The organism is Bradyrhizobium sp. 25ACV, assembly GCF_054863005.1.
Window position 1 is genome coordinate 325974 of the sequence record NZ_JAVAYO010000002.1, and the last position, 17236, is coordinate 343209.

Below are 17236 nucleotides of genomic sequence, written 5' to 3' on the forward strand. Positions count from 1 at the left end.
GACTGTCATAGCGATCCGGCCGCTGGCTCGATGCTCGCCCAGGAAGCCTCCGTCAGGCGTAGGAAGTTCATAAGCAGCACGTGTCCTTGTTCCGTGAGTATCGATTCCGGATGAAACTGCACGCCAAATGTCGGCTGGAAACGATGTGCGAGCGCCATGACCTCGCCTTCGTCCGAACGCGCTGTCACCATAAGATGCGGGGCGCGAGCCTCATCCAGCTCAACAACAAGAGAATGGTAGCGCCCAACGCGAAGTGGGGATGGGAGCTCCTTGAACAGCCCTCGACCATCATGCGTGACATACGAGGACCGACCGTGCATAGGGCGACGTGCACGCGCCACGCCTCCGCCGAAAACACTCCCGATACATTGGTGTCCGAGGCAAACGCCGAGAAGTGGTACGCGACCTGAAAGCTCGCGAACGACGGCCGTGGATATTCCGGCCTCAAGTGGAGTGCAGGGACCCGGTGAGATGACCACTGCGCGCGGCTTCAAGCCAACAAGGTCCCCGACGCTGATCTCGTCGTTCCGGACCACCTCCGTTGCCTCACCAAGGTTGCGGAAGTAGCGGGCAATGTTAAAGACGAAGGAATCGTAGTTGTCGATGATGACAATCAAACTGCACCGGATCGTTCAGCGCGAAACGCATCGAAGATGCGCTTCGCCTTGGCCAGCGTCTCCTCGTATTCGGCCTCTGGGTCCGACATCGCCGTTATCCCGCTGCCTGCATGAAAGACAGCCACATCGCCGTCGATCGTTACAGTGCGAATCGCAATGTTCGTGTCCATGTGCCCGTTAAAGCCGATGAAACCGATCGCTCCGCAATAGAGCTCGCGTGCCACGCGCTCGATTTCCGCTATGATTTCCATCGAGCGCACCTTTGGCGCTCCGGTAATGGAGCCGCCGGGAAAGCAAGCGCGAAGTAAGGTAACGGCGTCCTGGTCTCCTGCAAGTTCACCCGTAACGACCGACACGAGGTGGTGCACCGAGGCATAGGATTCGAGATCGCACAGTGCCGGAACTTCGATCGAACGCGCAGTGCAGACACGTGACAGATCGTTGCGTAGGAGGTCGACGATCATGACGTTCTCGGCGCGGTCCTTTTCAGACGCAACGAGGATTTCAGCTCGGCGTTGGTCATCCCTCCAATCAGCGGAACGCGCGATCGTGCCCTTGATGGGGCGTGTTTCGACCCGGCCTCCACCAAGCTTCAGGAAACGCTCCGGCGAGCTCGATGCGACGGTCAGCTTGCCATAGCGCAGGAGCGCCCCAAAGGGTGCGGGGTTCGATGATCGTAGCTGGCTGTAGAAGGTGAGGGGGTCGAAGGAAGTCGGCACCCTGGCGCTGAAGCGCTGCGCAATGTTGGCTTGGAAGACGTCTCCGGCCAGAATCAAGCCGATGACGTGCTTGACCGCCGCAACATAGTCCTCGCGGCTGAAGTTCGAATGCCAGGCGCCCACGCTGCCGGAGGATACATCCCGCGGCGTCTCTGGGTTGGCAAGCACTGCTGCAAATTCGTCGGCTCGACGGCGTGCACGCTCTATGCGACGTATAGGATCCTGCTCCGGCCATCCGGTGGAAATGATCCAGCATTTGTTGTGCCGGTGGTCGTAACTCACGACTACGTCATAGAAATGCAGGAGCGATTGGGGCAAACCCTGGCCGGGAATTGCGGGCGTCGGCAAGTGCTCTAACGTCCTGTTTAGATCGTAAGCAAGGAAGCCGGCCGCGCCTCCCTGGAACGGGGGGAGATCGGAGCCATGCTCTTGCGAATAGTTGGCGAGAAGGGCGCGAAGAGCTTCCCACGGGTCGCCCTTAAGAGGCTCTCCGTTCCACCTCGCCTGTCCGTCCGCTACCATAAAGGTACTGAACGGGTCGCAGCTCAGATATGAATAGCGGCCGAGCAATTCATGCCTGGCCGCGCTATCGAGAAACGTAAGCTGCGGTCGATGCGCCAGACATCGCATCGCCGTCACGGGCTCGATCCACTCCAGCTCGCGGACGTGCACTGGGCTGTCAGTCACTGATGACGTGCCTGCTGTGAGATGTGCTCAAATTGTGATCCCGAGCCGACCGAGAGCGCTCGTCTGGGACCCGAGGACCATCAGGTTAGCCCCCGCCAGTCGGCTCGAGGCGCCGAGCAACTTGACCTCTTGCTGCCGTTGAGGCTGAGCGCGCATCCGTTGATACGGTGTAATCGGCCGCAAACCGCAGCTCGCGGAGCGGTCGCACGCGGCTAATCGATTCCTGGTATAGCTCATGAGCCCTGTAGGCTGCGAGTTCCCTCTCGTTGTCGAACTCACCGTAGACCACTACGTCGATATCGTTGCCGAACTGGTCGGTCTTGCGATTGCGACCAACCTCGAGCAGGCGTGCATGTGGGATTGTGGTGAGAACTGACAGGCCTTCGATCATTTCGTCGATCTGGGCCTTATCCTTGGCGGTAAACAAAACGATGTGACGAATCATGAATGGTCCTGATTGATATCGCAAGTAGGCGCATAACTATCTTGGCATTGAGGCCGCTGCAACATTTCCGCAGCGGGTCGCAATCGCCGCTACGGCCTCGCTGCTGGAGCTTCTGCCAGTGCTCAAGCTCGCGCCATTTGCGGCACGTGGCCGCGGTCCGGGCCCAGAGGCCAGCGCGCGCTCCAGATCCCGCGACGTGAGCCGCCGGCACTTAGGCGGTCATCGTTGCCTCGGTGTCAGGGTGAAACCGCCAAACCCAGCCACACGCCATCGGTCTTGCAGCTCTTCTTGTTGGGATCGCCGTAGACGAAGGTGCCCCGCGAATTCGTCATTCGTCCATGCGCGTAGCGGTAGTCGACAGCACGCCCGGCTCTCCGGGGAGGCAGTAGCCGCTCATGAGGTGCAACCCACATCGGCTTTCTGAGGCGGTTGATGGTCGCGGCACGTGAGCGCTCCGGTTTTGTCGAGACGGCATCGCGATCGGGGTGGCCACGGCCCGGGCGACACGCTCGATACGTCGTCCTCGATAGGCTCGTCGCGCGCAGCCACTCTAGGGGTTGCAGAAGCAGCTTTGGGCGACGGATTTACGATCGGGCTCAGCTGGTCGGATGTCAGCCGATCGCTCCTCCGCAGTGCGGCCGCTATGCCGAACCAATAGTCGAATTCTACGATGAATTTCTGCGCCAAATAGAGAAACCTCGCATGACGTATGCGCTGACAGGAAGGAGATCGGCGAATTTCTTCTAGACAAAGAGATAAACTTTGCGCTTATCGACGGTGCCTGATCGTAAGGTGCGCAGGTCAAGGTCAAAGCAACGAGTGCAGGCGGAAATGGATGCCGAAGCGCGACTCGGATTGAGCTACGTCGCGCCCCGCCACGCGTCGCAAGTCTGAGCCCTCCAACGAGCAATGGGAGATGCAGGAATTGGAGACGGACATGTCCAAAGACCATCAAAAACTTCAGCGCAACTCCGTCAAACGATGCGCCATTTGCGCCGGAAAGTTTGGCCTTATTCGTTACTACTCGTCGCGAACCGCGCTCTGCTCAAAGAGGTGCGTTGAGCACTTCAAGTCCCGTTGCGAAGCGGACAGCAATTGGTTGCGGCGATTACCCGCCGCCTGAGTGGTCACCGGCGGCTGAGACGGCGCCCGATCCGGAGGACGCGCCTCCTACTGCGGTCCGGAGTGCCGCACGTTTACTGCGGCGCCGAAATCGTTTGACGTCGAACAGCGCGCGACAATCTCGCGAACTGCGCACCGACCGCAGGGAAGGCGTGGATCTCCATCATGAAGTTCGTATTGGTCAATCACAGGGCCCCGCTTAACAGGGCGGCTTGCACCGCATGCGCGGAAGTTCTCGGCACCGGATACCTGAGGGACGTGTCGACGCAGAGGCCGTACTGTGATTACGATTGCTACCTTCGCTACGAAGCCAGGAGCCTGTTGATGCCCTGGCTGAAAACGTCATGTGCGAGAGCGGATGCCTCGAAGCTTCACGTCTCGCCGCTCGAACTCATGATGTCGTTTGCCGCAGCTTCCTACTGGTATTCGATGTCACTTGTAGCCTGGCGGGTGGGGGAGCTCATGGCCGTAACGCTTTCCAACACTGTGCGCGAGGGAACATGGACGTTTGGTTCGCCTCCGTGGCGGGGCTATGGAGGTGGCCCCAGCCCACCGCAATGAGGTCCGCCGAGCTAGATGCGTCGATACAGATACCAAGAAGCAGCTCCGTTATTGCAAACTGGTTTCAGGAACACCAAAATGACGGAGCATAGCTTCTGGCGCTTCTCGCGAACGTTGCATCGCGCGATCAATGACCGGCATTTTGAGGACATCGAGGCCCTCCTCGACGAGGAGGTCGATTGGACGCTCTATGGTCCGATCGACATGTTTCCATTTCTCGGCACTCGGCATGGCAAGCGCGCCGTGCTCGACGTCATCCGGGAGATCTCTGACAATGTCCAGATTCGCCGTTTCGACCGCGAGACCACCATGCTCGGCGTCGATTCCGCAGCCTCCATGCTGCGCTGTTCCCTAACGGCGCGGGAATCCCACAAGTCTATCTCGCTGCGCGCGGCGCAGTTCGCCCAGTTCAAGGCCGGTCGGCTCATCGGCATGCGTGTGCTCGTCGACATCTTTGATCTCGTCGAGCAGGCACTCGGCCGGCAAATTCATCTCCCGAAGATGGCAAACTGAGGTGAGGGGCGCCTGTGGGTCTCTCCCTCTTGGGGTCGTCGATGGCGCATGCGCGATCCTTACGCCGGAGGCGATCGCGTCTTCATCGCGTGGTGATGACGGCGATCGGCGTCAACGTAGACAACTTCGTCAATGGACCGGAAGCCTCTTCCAGTCAGGAGGCGGGAAGGGCAAGGCGCTCAATGGTTTGAATGTGGCGCGCGAGCAGGTTGCAGGCTTGATCGACGTTGCGGGCTCGCAGGGCCTGCAGAATCAGCCGGTGATCCTGGTTGGACCGCGGTCGCCAGCCGGCACTTCGCGCCATTGCGAACACCAACCGCGAATTTGCAAGCTGCAGTCCATCGAGACTAGCGAGCAGGCGCGGCATTGCGCAGGGCGAGACCAGCGCGTGGTGAAAGGCGCGGTTGGCCGTTTCAAACTCCTCAATTGTCTCGGCATTATCTCCTTCAATAAGGGCGAGCTCGATCCGTGCCAAATGAGCCGATGTGAGCTTTGGAGCCGCATTGCGCAATGCGACCACTTCGAGGGCGGCGCGCATCTCGGCGATCTCCTTCACCGCCTTGGTGTCGAGAGGAGCAACCCGCACGCCGCGACGGGGCCGAGCTACGACAAGGTGTTGGGCTTCCAGCTGCCGAAAGGCCTCGCGGACCGGAACGTGACTGGAATTGAACTGCCGCGCCACATGATCCTGCCGGAGTGGAGCGTCTGGCTGCAGCGCGCCGGAGATAATGCGTTCGCTGATCGAGTCAGCGATGCGGCCGGCAACCGTCGTGTTCTCGTCCATCACCATAGATTATCTACCAGAAAAACCAATGCGTTCACTTAGAACATCCTCTAGCATTCGTCGAGGCTCGTTATCATAGATAATCGCTCGCATTATCTATGACTGATCGTGAATGGAGGGGGTGGCTCTTATGGTTGCTGCTGTGGATGTGAAGCGAAGTGACGGAGGCAACAGCCCGCAGCTCCGCAGAAACTGGAAGCGCGCCGAGGTTGAAGCACTCTATGGCCTGCCGTTTGCCGAGCTGATGTTTCAGGCGCAGAGCGTTCATCGGGCCAACTTCAATCCAAACCACGTCGAAACCGCAAGCCTGCTCAGCATCAAGACCGGCGGCTGTCCGGAGGACTGCGGCTACTGCTCGCAGAGCGCGCATTACGATACCGGGCTGAAAGCCACCCGCCTGATGAGCCGCGCGGATGTGATCGCGACCGCGCAGCGTGCCAAGGATGCCGGAGCGACCCGCTTCTGCATGGCCGCGGCCTGGCGCAGTCCAAAAGACCGCGATCTTGATCAGGTCTGCGACATGGTGAGTGCGGTCAAGGGTCTCGGCATGGAGACCTGCGTCACGCTCGGTATGCTAACGCCGAAGCAGGCTACGCGCCTCTCAGAGGCCGGGCTCGACTTCTACAACCACAACGTCGATACCTCGCCGGACTTCTACGGCAAGATCATCACCACGCGCACCTTGCAGGACCGCATCGACACGCTTGCACATGTGCGCGAGGTTGGCATCAAGGTCTGCTGCGGCGGCATTATCGGCATGGGCGAGGGCGTCGAGGACCGCCTTTCCATGCTCGTCCTGCTCGCCAATCTCTCCCGTCATCCGGAAAGCGTGCCAATCAATCTGTGGAACCAGGTCAAGGGCGTGCCGGTCGATGAAATGGCAGAGCGTCCCGATCCGATCGCGCTGGTGCGTCTGGTCGCAACGGGCCGCATCATGATGCCGAAGAGCGCGATACGTCTGTCGGCCGGACGGCAGTATATGACGGACGAGCTGCAGGCGCTGTGCTTTTTGGCTGGCGCGAATTCAATCTTCCTCGGCGACGTGCTGTTGACCACGAAGAATCCGAAAGTCGACCGCGACGCCAATTTGCTGCGCCGGCTCGGCATCACGTCCGGGCTGTCTTGAGTGAAACGGTTCGGCGAGCGCGGCTGAGCAAAATTCCAATGTAGGTGACGCATGCAGATTACGTTGATGAAAGGCAAAATCCATCGCGCCTCGGTGACTGAAGCTGATCTGCACTATGAAGGCTCGATTTCGATCGATCGCGCGCTGTTGGACGCTGCTGGACTCCTGATCAACGAGCGCGTCGAAATCTTTAACATCGACACCGGCGCGCCCTTCGCCACCTATGTGATCGAGGCACCCAAGGGGTCCGGCATGATAGGCCTCAATGGTGCGGCCGCGCGACTTGCGATGCCTGGAGATAAGGTCATCATCGTTGCCTATGCCTCCCTTGATGAGGTGGAAGCAAAGACGTTCAGGCCACGCGTTGTGCTGGTTGACCGGGAGAACCGCATCTTACCGGGTTGAAAGCAGACGGGCCGATGCCGGAGCCATTGTCCTGGCGGCCGATGAAATTTGCATGATTTATGGCGACCCTGGGAGGGGTGAATGAGCTCAATCCATACGGCCAAAGTCGCCGACTATGTCGCGGCGTTGCATGCCCTGAAAGAGGATGACCGGCTGCGCCGCCTTAGGCCCCGCGAAGGCATCGATTTTGTATCGAACGACTATCTTGCGCTTGCGAGCGCACCGCGCATGAAAAAGGCAGTTCTTGCGGCGATCGAGGCCGGCACTCCGATCGGAGCGGGTGGGTCGCGGCTTCTGCGCGGCAATTGCGAGGAGCATGAACGTCTCGAAGCAGAAGCGGCTCGGTTCTTTGGGGCGGAGACGGCGCTCTTCTTTGGCGGCGGTTATGTCGCAAATTTTGCGGTTTTGACAACGTTGCCGCAGCGCGGCGATCTGCTCGTTCTTGATGCTCTCGTACACGCAAGCATCCATGAAGGTGCGCGAGCTGGCCGGGCCGACTTTCGCATAAGCGCCCATAACGAGCCTCAGTCGGTCGAAAACACAATCCGCGACTGGCGCGCCCAGGGCGGAATGGGCCGGGTCTGGATCGTGGTTGAAAGTCTCTACAGCATGGATGGCGACATCGCGCCGCTCGAAGACCTCGTCGCGATCGCGGACCGGCATGACGGGTTCCTGATGGTCGATGAGGCCCATGCCACAGGCGTCTACGGGGAGCTGGGACGAGGACTCGCCGCCTCCTATGAGGGGCGAGGAAATCTGTTGGTCGTTCATACCTGTGGCAAGGCGCTGGGCGCTGCAGGCGCGCTCGTCACTGCCTCAACGGCCATGCGCGACTTCATGGTCAATCGCTGCCGCCCGTTTATCTTCGCCACAGCGCCCTCACCATTGATGGCCGTTGCCGTGCGGGAGGCCCTGTTCATCCTGCAGCAGGAACCCGAGCGGCAGCAGCGTCTGGCCAAGCTTGTCGCGTTCACGCATCGGGAGATCGGCGTGCGCGGCGGGCAAATTCCTTCGGCCTCGCAGATCGTGCCCTATATCGTTGGCGACAACGCGCGGGCGATGCGGCTCGCATCGAGACTGCAGACGCGCGGTTTCGATATCCGCGGAATCCGGCCGCCAACCGTTCCCGCGGGCACGGCCCGTTTGCGAATTTCACTGACACTCAACGTCGGGGAGGATGACGTGCGTGCAATGCTCGATGCGCTGTTCGAGGAGACGAGAGGTGAAGTCCGATGAGCCAGCAGATCGTCGTGACAGGCACAGATACCGGCATCGGAAAGACGGTCTTTTCCGCGGGCCTCGCCAATCTCCTCGGCGCGAATTACTGGAAGCCGATCCAGGCCGGCCTCGAGGGAGAGACCGATACGGAGGTCGTAACCCGGCTGGGCAGTATCTCAGCCGATCGCATCGTGCCGGAGGTTTACCGCCTTCGGACGCCGGCTTCTCCGCACTATTCCGCCGAAATCGACGGAGTTCGCATCGACACAGATTCGCTCCATGTGCCGCAGACTGGCGAGCGACCGCTTGTGATCGAGGGTGCCGGCGGGCTAATGGTGCCACTGAACGGCAGTACACTTTATATTGACATCTTCGAGCATTGGCGGCTCCCTGTCCTGCTTTGCGCCAGCACGCGACTAGGGACGATCAATCACTCGCTGCTCTCGATCGAGGCTCTGCGAAAACGCCAGATCCATATTCTTGGGATAGCATTTATTGGCGAAAGAAATGCAGAAACTCAGAGTGCAATTCGCGAAATGGGTCGGGTGCGCTGGTTGGGGCGATTGCCCTGGCTTTCGCCTCTCACACCAGAGACGCTGCAGGACGCGTTCAAGAGTTCGTTCCGTGCCGACGATTTCAAGCCATGATGCCAATCAACATGACCTCAACCCAAGAAGTCGCCGATCTAGCATTGGTTCACGCAGTTCTGGATGACCGCTTGGCGTCAAAAAAGCTGGTTTGAGTCTCGGCTCATGGTCATAGACCTGCAAATGTTGAAGCTCGTCGCGTCCCCTTCAATCCGCCGCTCGAAGCAAGATACATGTCGGTTGACGGCTGCTTCGCGGGCAACTGCCTCGTTCTGAACACGGGCGAGCATGGCGCTCTCCTTGAGACTATTCCGCCAACGCTGGATGAGTTCGTTTTGGTCTCCACTTCGGCGGCAAGGCCGGTTTCTCGACGATGCAAGAGAGCATGGGTTCGGGGCAGCAAGATGAATGTCGAGTATCAGCGCTAGCTTCGCAAGGCATTTGTAGGAAGCAAATAGGAGCAACAATGCGCCGCGTCTACGTCGACCAGATCAATACCTTCATTGGCGGAAGCAATGAATAAGCACGATTTGCGAGAGCGATCGGGTGTGCGTTGGCGAGGGCGAGTGCCCGGGCTGTCTCCTCTCATTGCAAACACGCCACAGCCCGCGTTCAAGGCCTCATTCCGTGCTGATGATTTCAAGCCATGACGCCAAAGAAGAGGTCGGCGATCTGGCATCCGTTCACGCAACACGCGCTTCAGGGCGAGATGACAAAGGTTCTGCGTGGCGACGGTGCTTATCTCTACACCGCGGATGATCGCCGTATCATCGATGCAATCTCATCCTGGTGGGTCGTGACCCACGGTCATTGCCATCCGCATATTGTCAGTGCGGTTCAGGAGCAGGCGGGCAAGCTCAACCAGATCATCTTTGCCGGCTATACCCACGATCCGGCTGAGGAGGTTGCGGCGATACTCTTGAAGCTCGCACCCCGTGGGCTCGACCATGTCTTCTTCTCCGACAGCGGCTCTACCAGCGTGGAAGTCGCCTTGAAAATGGCGATCGGCTATTGGAATAATATCGGCGAGCCGCGGACACGCATTGTCGTGATGCAACATTCCTATCACGGCGATACAATTGGGGCGATGTCGGTGGGAGCCCGGGGCGTGTTCAATGACGCATATGGGCCCTTGCTGTTCGACGTTACCGCAATTCCGTTCCCTGCGGAAGGCCGTGAGCAGGCAACGCTCGATGCACTCGAGTCCGCATGCCGAAACGAACGTCCCGCAGCCTTTATTGTGGAGCCCTTGATTTTGGGGGCAGGCGGGATGCTGATGTACGCCGCTTGGGTGCTAAGGGAAATGAAGCGGATCTGCGAGGCCTCGGACGTCCTGTTCATTGCCGACGAGGTCATGACGGGCTGGGGCCGTACCGGAACACTATTCGCCTGCCACCAGGCCAATATCACTCCAGATATCGCCTGCTATTCGAAAGGCCTCACCGGAGGGGCGCTCCCACTGGCAGTGACGCTCTGCCGTGCGGATATATTCGACGCGCATTACTCGAGGGATCGTACGCGTACGTTCTTTCATTCGAGTTCATATACAGCGAATCCGGTGGCCTGTGCCGCTGCAAAAGCGAATCTGGATCTCTGGCAAGATCAGGCATCTCGCCGGCGCGTCGCGTCTGTCGCCACGATGCAAGAGCATGCAATCGAGCCATTCCGCGCCGACCGGCGCTTTGCAAACGTCCGTCGGACCGGCACCATCACAGCGCTCGATCTGAAAACGAGCGATCCGGGGTATCTGGCAAACATCGGTCCGAAGCTTCAAGCCTTCTTCGAGCGCCGAAATCTCCTGCTGCGCCCACTCGGCAACACGATCTACGTGATGCCGCCTTATTGCGTCACGGCCGCAGATCTTGATCAGATCTACGCCGGTATCAGGGATGCTGCCGATGCGCTGGCTTGAAGGTGCGGCTCGAGCGCGAGCTAACGGAACCCAGCTGTTGCCGTAAGATAAATAGGGTGGCCGAGCCTGAACCTGCCGGTCGCTTGGCAAAGCACCCGAGCCGCTGTCACAGATATGCCCGATGCTGGGCCCGACGCAAACTCGCCAGATGTGCGAAGAGCGGTACCGCGCTGTCGCGGTGGTGGCCGGTGCGATGCAAAGTCGCTTCGCGGAAATGTGGTGGTTGGAAAGCTTTCGCTTCTGATGATTGCGCAATCATGAGGCGTTTCTATCTGCCGGCCGCTGGCTTTTGGAAACGTGCCTTTCCGGTTCGCCTCAACCATTGACAGTCTTCTCTCACCTTCCGTAGGAAGCCCCGAGTCCGGGGATGCGGGCGGTGAAGCGATCGGGATCTAAGATGAGCCACATTTCAGAGCAGCCTGTTGAGCGTGTCACGATTCCAGGTCTGCAGCGATGCAAGGAGGAGGGGCGCCGTATCGTCATGACCACCGCTTACGACGCGGTTACGGCGCGCATCGCCGATCCCATCGTCGATGTCATTCTCATCGGGGACAGTGTTGGCAACGTCTGCCTGGGATTTGACAACACGCTGCCGGTCAGTATGGCCATGATGAACCATCACCTGGATGCTGTTGCGCGCACGAGAGCTCGTGCCTTGCTCGTTGCCGATATGCCCTTTCTCAGTTTTCATCTCAGCATTGAGGAGACGATACGCAACGCCGGGGGCTTTCTGCAGCGTGGCGCGGCAGCGGTTAAACTCGAAGGCGGAGCGAAGCGCATCGAAATGGTCCGTGCCCTGGTCGATTGCGAAATTCCTGTAATGGGGCATCTGGGCCTCACGCCGCAGAGCGTCAATGTCATGGGTGGTTTCAAGGTGCAGGGCCGGAAGGCCGACGACGCGCTGCGCTTGCTCGACGACGCCCACCGTCTGCAGGAGGCCGGATGCTTCGCTCTGGTCCTGGAAGGCGTCCCGGCGGAGCTCGCCGCGCGCGCGACGGAATTCCTGACGATACCGACCATTGGAATTGGCGCGGGTCCCAGTTGCTCGGGCCAGGTGCTCGTATTCCATGATGTGCTCGGATTGACTGAAGGTCATCGGCCTAAATTCGTTCGCGCTTATGCAGAGGGTTTTCAGCTGCTGCAGGAGGCGCTGTCGCGCTGGGCCGCAGATGTCCGCGGCGGTGCGTTCCCGGGACCGCAGGAGTCCTACGGGCTTCCCCAAGGTGTTGGCGAAACGATCGCAAACTGGGCTCCCAACTAACCTGAGGTACAGCAAAGCAATGCAGACAATCACGACCGTCGCCGAACTCCGTCGCGCTCTTTCAAACGCCCGCAGGGCCGGTCAACGCGTCGGATTCGTGCCGACCATGGGCTATCTGCACGAAGGTCACCTGGCGCTGGTCGAGGCGAGCCGGGCGCAATCTGACGTCACTGTTCTCAGCATCTTCGTGAACCCCACTCAATTCGGACCGAACGAGGACCTCAGTACCTATCCGCGTGACTTCACGCGCGATGAGAGGCTGTGCCGCGATGCCGATGTTGCCATCGTCTTTGCGCCGGATGCCGGCGAAGTCTATCCGACTCAATTTGAGACCTTCGTCGAGCCGGGCGACCTCGCAAAACCACTCTGCGGAGCGTTCAGGCCGGGGCACTTTCGCGGTGTCGCGACGGTCGTCTGCAAACTGTTCAACATGGTGCAGCCGGATGTCGCGTTTTTCGGACAGAAGGATTTTCAGCAATGCGCGGTCGTGCGTCACATGGCACTTGATCTCGATCTTCCGATCGAGATCGTTACCGTGCCGACGGTCCGGGAAGCGGATGGGCTCGCGATGAGCAGTCGCAACCGCTATCTCAGCGAGGAAGAACGTCGGCGGGCCCGTGCCATCAGCCGTGGACTGTTCGCCGCAGCGGACAAGTATCGCTCAGGAGAACGCGATGTCGAAAAGCTGCTTGCAATCGCCAAAGGGCATTTGAACGAGGTCGATCCGTTGCAATACCTTGAGCTTGTCGACCGTGACACGCTCAAGGCCGCCGAAAGTCCGCTACGCCGCCCGGCGGCACTGTGCGCCGCAGCCTATGTAGGCTCGACGCGGCTGATCGACAATGTGATACTGGCGTGACCGACTTCCTGGCACCAGCACAGCGGATTAGGTGCGGTGAAATCCGTCGGTAAATTCGCGCGAACGCGAAATTTAGGCGCCTAGTCGAGATAAATTGCATTAATCAGCATCCAGATGTCCTTACCATGCAGGGTTAAGCGCAACCCCGTTTTACGAGCCGAAGTTTGGTGCGCCGACAACAATGACGTGGTCAAATCCCTCTCAATTCCGGTGACGCGGCATAGGAGCAGGACATGGCAAGCCATTTCTACCGGTTCCGCATGGGCGCGTATGCCGAGACGTTGTTTCAGCGCAGCAAGCGCGAGAAGCAGCAAATGATGTGGCTGCAGTACAACTTGATGCGGCTCGTGGGTGAAGTCGTGCGATCCGAACGCTGGTCTATCGCGGCGGAGGAGCCAGTTCGGCATGAACAGGGCGCGGCGAAAATCGCCCGTAGAGGTGAGACGACCCTTGACGACCTCAAACAAATCGGCCGCGAAGCGTTTCCCGAAGCGCCGACCATGTGGCGGCAGGCGTGAACAATAGCAGGTGGTCGTTCTCTGAACATCCTGGTGAGCTGTCCATTGGGCGAAAGGCCAACGTCTCCATGTTCTCCGACACAAACCGATCATGCCGATATTTGTAACGCGACCGGCTGCGTCGTGTCCGTACTGCCGGGCTGAAGGAAAGTTGCACCGATAAACGCGAATTCAGAATTCCGAAATCAATCTGAATTAGCAAGCCACTCATCGGCGAGCAGAGCAGGCCAGCTCCAGTTTCGCTCGATACTGAATAATCGCTCGTCGGATCAGCGACAACCAGCACCCTACCGGGCGCATAAAACTCATCACGGGGTGCAATGACCGGAGTAGCGAGCAAACTTATCGGGCAGTTGAGGAGTTGCCGGGGCTTCCGCATTGGGTTGCGCGGCCAAATGGCACTGCTCGGGATTTCGGGAGTTCTTGTCACAGGTGCGCTCTGCGCCGCCGCCCTGAAGTACGCGAGCCTGGTCCAGAGCGAGGCGAATGACAGCAATAAGTTCAAAGCTCATGTCGCATCGTTGTCACAAAGCTTCCTGGAGTCACGACAAATTACGAGCGACTTCCTGCGCAAGCCCAGCGAAATGGCGATCGCGAAGTATGCGAAGAGTCATGAGGAGCAGCTCGCAGACCTGAGCCGGGTCGAAGCTTTTGTGTCGGCTCTGCCCGACGACGACCCACGGAAGGAAGCGACCGCGTTGCGATCTGTGATCAATCTCTATGCGACGCGCTTTCGAAACGTGGTCGCGGCGCAACACAACCGCGGCTTCAACGAAGATGATGGATTCCAGGGCAAGCTGCGCAAGGCCGTGCACGCCGTCGAGGAACTTCTAGCCGACCTGAACCAGCCACGCCTCACGATCTTGATGCTGACGATGCGCCGGCACGAGAAAGACTTCATTCTCCGTGGCGAAGACAAATATGGCGATCAACTGGCCGAACGGGAGGCGGGATTCGAGACCGCGCTTGCGCAGGCGAGCCTACCCGCGGAGATGAAATCCCAGATCCTCGAACTGATCCGCGCATATAAGTCGAGCTTTGTGTCCCTCATGGTGACGCAGCAGGCGCTGAGCGATCAGGCGGACGATCTCGGACAAATCTACGACCGCATCAGACCGGCGCTTACAAAAATCACGGCCGCCGCTGACATGCACTCGCGGGCTGCCGAAATGCAAGCTGAACAGATTCAGCGGAAGCTGGTTTGGCTGATCGGGCTTGCAACGCTGCTCGTTGGCCTGCTCGCGTTGCTGTTCGGCCGGCGCGTCGCAAAGACAGTCGCTTCGATGACGGCGGCCATGCGCCAGCTCGGCGACGGCCGGTTCGACGTCGTTCTGCCAGGCCTTGGCCGTAAGGATGAACTTGGCGAGATGACCGAAGCGGTCGAACTGTTCAAGCTGAAGGCGCGCGAGAAGGCGCAAGCCGAAATCGATGCAAAGGCTGAACAGGATCGTACCGCCGCCGAGCAGCGGAAGGCCGATATCGCTCGGCTCGCCGGCGAATTCGAAACCGCTGTGGGCAAGGTTATCGATACGGTCTCCTCTGCCTCCTCAAACCTTGAAGCCTCGGCCCGCAGCCTTACTTGCATGGCTGATCACAGCCGGCAACTCTCGGTCGAAGTCGCCTGCTCATCGGAGCAAGCATCTGGCAATGTTCAGCTTGTCGCGACAGCGACGGACGAAATGGCGGCAACGATCGTCAACATCGGCCGGCAGGTCGAAGAGGCCGCCGATATCGCGCGCGAAGCGGTTCGCAGGGCCGAACTCAGCGATCAGCGCATGGACGGTCTGGCGGCTGCGGCGGAGCGGATCGGCAGCGTGGTCCAGCTGATCGCCACGATTGCGCGCCAGACCAATTTGCTCGCGCTGAACGCGACAATCGAAGCGGCGCGCGCCGGCGATTTCGGCAGAGGTTTCGCGGTTGTCGCTGATGAAGTGAAGTCTCTCGCAACGCAAACGGCGCACGCGACCGTCGAGATCACTGAGCACATTCACGGCATTCAGGCGGCAACGACTGACTCGGTCAGCGCAATTGCCGACATCGGCGTCATTATCGGCCGCATTTCGGAGATCGCAGTGACCGTGGTCAATTCCATCGCAGAGCAGGGGGCAACGAGCAAGAACATCGCGTCCAATTTGCAGGAAGCGGCAGCCAGAACCAGCCAGGTGGCGGCGAGCGCCATTGAAGTGACCAACGGCGCAAAGGAGACAGGAGGGGCGTCGATGCAGGTGCTGATGTCTGCCGAACTGTTGTCTGGGGAAAGCGCGCGGCTGATGCGCGAGCTCGGCAGTTTCCTCGGGAGGGTCCAGGCGGCTTAAGCTGGCACCTCAACGTCACGAGCGGCCGGAGCCGGAACATCGATGCGTTTTCGAAGATTGCTCCAATTTGCTTAAGGCAAGTGTGCGGGCGTAAGCGTCGTCACGTGCGCGACCAAAGCCGTCGCACGTCCTGTCCCTCGATTAGCCGCCTGCACAGGAGATGACCGCCAACTCACCTCATCTTGGTCCATATTCCATTGTTTTTTGATCGCTCCTGCTCCAGAGCTTCCATACCGTTTCGATGCAGCCAAAGAAGCGCCCTTGCGAGCTGACGAAGATCGTTTCGGCTCGTACCCACGGGCAGTCGTCGTGCGCGACGAAGAGCATCCGCAGCTTGCTTCTCCAATCGCGATAATTCCCGCTCTGTCATCGTCACTTGACCGATCTACACTCAATCATGCCGCACGCCGCTGGGTTGGCCCAACGGCACTTATGCCCGGACTCGGACGGGCAGCAGCCTCAGATCTCAAGTATGCCGGCAGTGCAATCTGCGCCCGTGCCATTTCGCAGGCTAGGGGACGTTGACGGGTGGCGTGGGCGCGGTCGGTCGCGGCACGAAACCAACCTGGGGTCGGCCATGGACCGCCAGCGCAATTGCAAAGGTTACAAGGAGAATGATGAGTCCACGCATGGCAAAAGCTTACTCCGGTAGCAGTATCGGATTTATGAAACACCTCGCACTCCGGGATGCTTGAGGATCGGCGTGCAAACCCCGTGACCTCTAAATCAGACGAGCATGTCGGGCCGCAGTGACAGACCGGCTTAGGCTCGACCTTCCGGATTCTCAACGCCTTCTTGTTGCAAAACGGCGCGCGATCACCTCAGCGCGCTGGAAGAAAGCATGTCTTCCTGACAACAGCAGGAATAGTGCACGCGATTCGCATAATCATTTATGCGTTCGCCGGTCAAACCGCGAAGGCAGCAATGGGGCTCATGGTCTTCGCCGCAACTGAAAGCGATGTATGCCCAATCACGACTTCGTCTCGGGTAGCCTCCTAGCACTGACCGCGGCCGGCGTTGCGCTGCTCTGCTCGAGCCTGCTTGCCTTGGTCTTGATCTAAAGCCAGTGCGCCGGCTTTGGTTTCGTGCCTTTGCGCATGCGGCGTCGTGATCGGACGTCTTTCGATGCGAATCTGTTGGTGAACTCGGCCGGTCAGCTGCGAATGACTAAGATTATAACGAGACAACAAGTTCGTTGAATGTATACGGCGGAGGAAAAATGATCAGATCAATATTCGCTGCGTGTTTGTTGACGTGGTCCGTTGGTGCGGCGCAAGCGCAATACCTCGGTACGGGTTCTAACCCAAACAGCCACGGCGTCTCAGGTTACACTCGCAGCAATGGGACTTATGTGCAGCCATACACGGCGACAAATCCGAAAGCACTCAGCGCGACAACTACGGCACCAGGGGCAACTATAATCCGAACACTGGCACATTTGGCCATCGCTCGGCGCGCTACTGACGAAAGTCGCCGCGATGGCCAAGTCATCGCGTAACACCGGCAAGCCTTGGAGGCGCCAGGACCATCCGGCAGCTCAAAGAGCTGGCAAAAGGCAACGCACCCACGCGCGTTATCGGGCTCAAG

Annotated in this window: 14 protein-coding genes; 10 read left to right on the top strand and 4 right to left on the bottom strand. The window is 59.5% G+C overall.

The window, feature by feature from the left end:
• Nucleotides 1-5: 5 nt before the first annotated feature.
• From RAD04_RS05330 to RAD04_RS05340, 3 genes are all read right to left on the bottom strand, one after another.
• Entirely contained in the window at nucleotides 6-617 is a 612-nt protein-coding gene (locus RAD04_RS05330) for an anthranilate synthase component II (protein ID WP_461622909.1), read from the bottom strand.
• A complete protein-coding gene (pabB, locus tag RAD04_RS05335; protein ID WP_461622910.1) occupies nucleotides 614-2023 on the bottom strand; it encodes an aminodeoxychorismate synthase component I in 1410 nt (469 codons plus the stop codon). The genes RAD04_RS05330 and pabB overlap by 4 nt, the downstream gene beginning before the upstream one ends.
• Before the next feature lie 85 nt (nucleotides 2024-2108).
• Nucleotides 2109-2468 carry a Dabb family protein gene (locus RAD04_RS05340; protein ID WP_049823586.1) on the bottom strand — a complete coding sequence of 120 codons (360 nt, stop codon included), beginning with the start codon at nucleotides 2466-2468 and terminating at the stop codon, nucleotides 2109-2111.
• Nucleotides 2469-4229: 1761 nt separating this feature from the next.
• Between RAD04_RS05340 and RAD04_RS05345 the strand changes: the two genes are divergently transcribed.
• Nucleotides 4230-4664 (top strand): nuclear transport factor 2 family protein, encoded by a 435-nt coding sequence (locus RAD04_RS05345; protein WP_461623170.1) that lies wholly within the window; start codon nucleotides 4230-4232, stop codon nucleotides 4662-4664.
• Nucleotides 4665-4818: 154 nt separating this feature from the next.
• On the opposite strand, the gene RAD04_RS05350 is transcribed toward RAD04_RS05345, so the two are convergent.
• Nucleotides 4819-5454 carry a GntR family transcriptional regulator gene (locus RAD04_RS05350; protein WP_461622911.1) on the bottom strand — a complete coding sequence of 212 codons (636 nt, stop codon included), beginning with the start codon at nucleotides 5452-5454 and terminating at the stop codon, nucleotides 4819-4821.
• 124 nt (nucleotides 5455-5578) lie between these two features.
• Here RAD04_RS05350 and bioB point away from each other — a divergent pair, with 124 nt between their 5' ends.
• The 9 genes from bioB to RAD04_RS05395 all read left to right on the top strand — a co-directional run bounded on the left by bioB (nucleotide 5579) and on the right by RAD04_RS05395 (nucleotide 15649).
• Nucleotides 5579-6574 (top strand): biotin synthase BioB, encoded by a 996-nt coding sequence (gene bioB / locus RAD04_RS05355; protein ID WP_461622912.1) that lies wholly within the window; start codon nucleotides 5579-5581, stop codon nucleotides 6572-6574.
• Nucleotides 6575-6625: 51 nt separating this feature from the next.
• Nucleotides 6626-6979 (top strand): aspartate 1-decarboxylase, encoded by a 354-nt coding sequence (panD, locus tag RAD04_RS05360; RefSeq protein ID WP_461622913.1) that lies wholly within the window; start codon nucleotides 6626-6628, stop codon nucleotides 6977-6979.
• 81 nt (nucleotides 6980-7060) lie between these two features.
• Nucleotides 7061-8215, top strand: a complete 1155-nt coding sequence (locus RAD04_RS05365; protein ID WP_461622914.1) for an 8-amino-7-oxononanoate synthase — start codon at nucleotides 7061-7063, stop codon at nucleotides 8213-8215.
• Nucleotides 8212-8844, top strand: a complete 633-nt coding sequence (gene bioD / locus RAD04_RS05370) for a dethiobiotin synthase (protein WP_461622915.1) — start codon at nucleotides 8212-8214, stop codon at nucleotides 8842-8844. The genes RAD04_RS05365 and bioD overlap by 4 nt, the downstream gene beginning before the upstream one ends.
• Before the next feature lie 586 nt (nucleotides 8845-9430).
• Entirely contained in the window at nucleotides 9431-10696 is a 1266-nt protein-coding gene (locus RAD04_RS05375; protein ID WP_461622916.1) for an adenosylmethionine--8-amino-7-oxononanoate transaminase, read from the top strand.
• Nucleotides 10697-11093: 397 nt separating this feature from the next.
• Nucleotides 11094-11957, top strand: a complete 864-nt coding sequence (gene panB, locus RAD04_RS05380) for a 3-methyl-2-oxobutanoate hydroxymethyltransferase (RefSeq protein ID WP_461622917.1) — start codon at nucleotides 11094-11096, stop codon at nucleotides 11955-11957.
• 19 nt (nucleotides 11958-11976) lie between these two features.
• Nucleotides 11977-12816: a pantoate--beta-alanine ligase gene (panC, locus tag RAD04_RS05385; protein WP_461622918.1), complete on the top strand. Its 840-nt coding sequence runs from the start codon at nucleotides 11977-11979 to the stop codon at nucleotides 12814-12816.
• A 233-nt stretch (nucleotides 12817-13049) separates the two neighbouring features.
• A complete protein-coding gene (locus RAD04_RS05390; RefSeq protein ID WP_461622919.1) occupies nucleotides 13050-13334 on the top strand; it encodes a hypothetical protein in 285 nt (94 codons plus the stop codon).
• A gap of 395 nt (nucleotides 13335-13729) precedes the next feature.
• Complete coding sequence (locus tag RAD04_RS05395; protein ID WP_461622920.1) at nucleotides 13730-15649, top strand: methyl-accepting chemotaxis protein; 1920 nt, start codon at nucleotides 13730-13732, stop codon at nucleotides 15647-15649.
• Nucleotides 15650-17236 lie beyond the last annotated feature (1587 nt).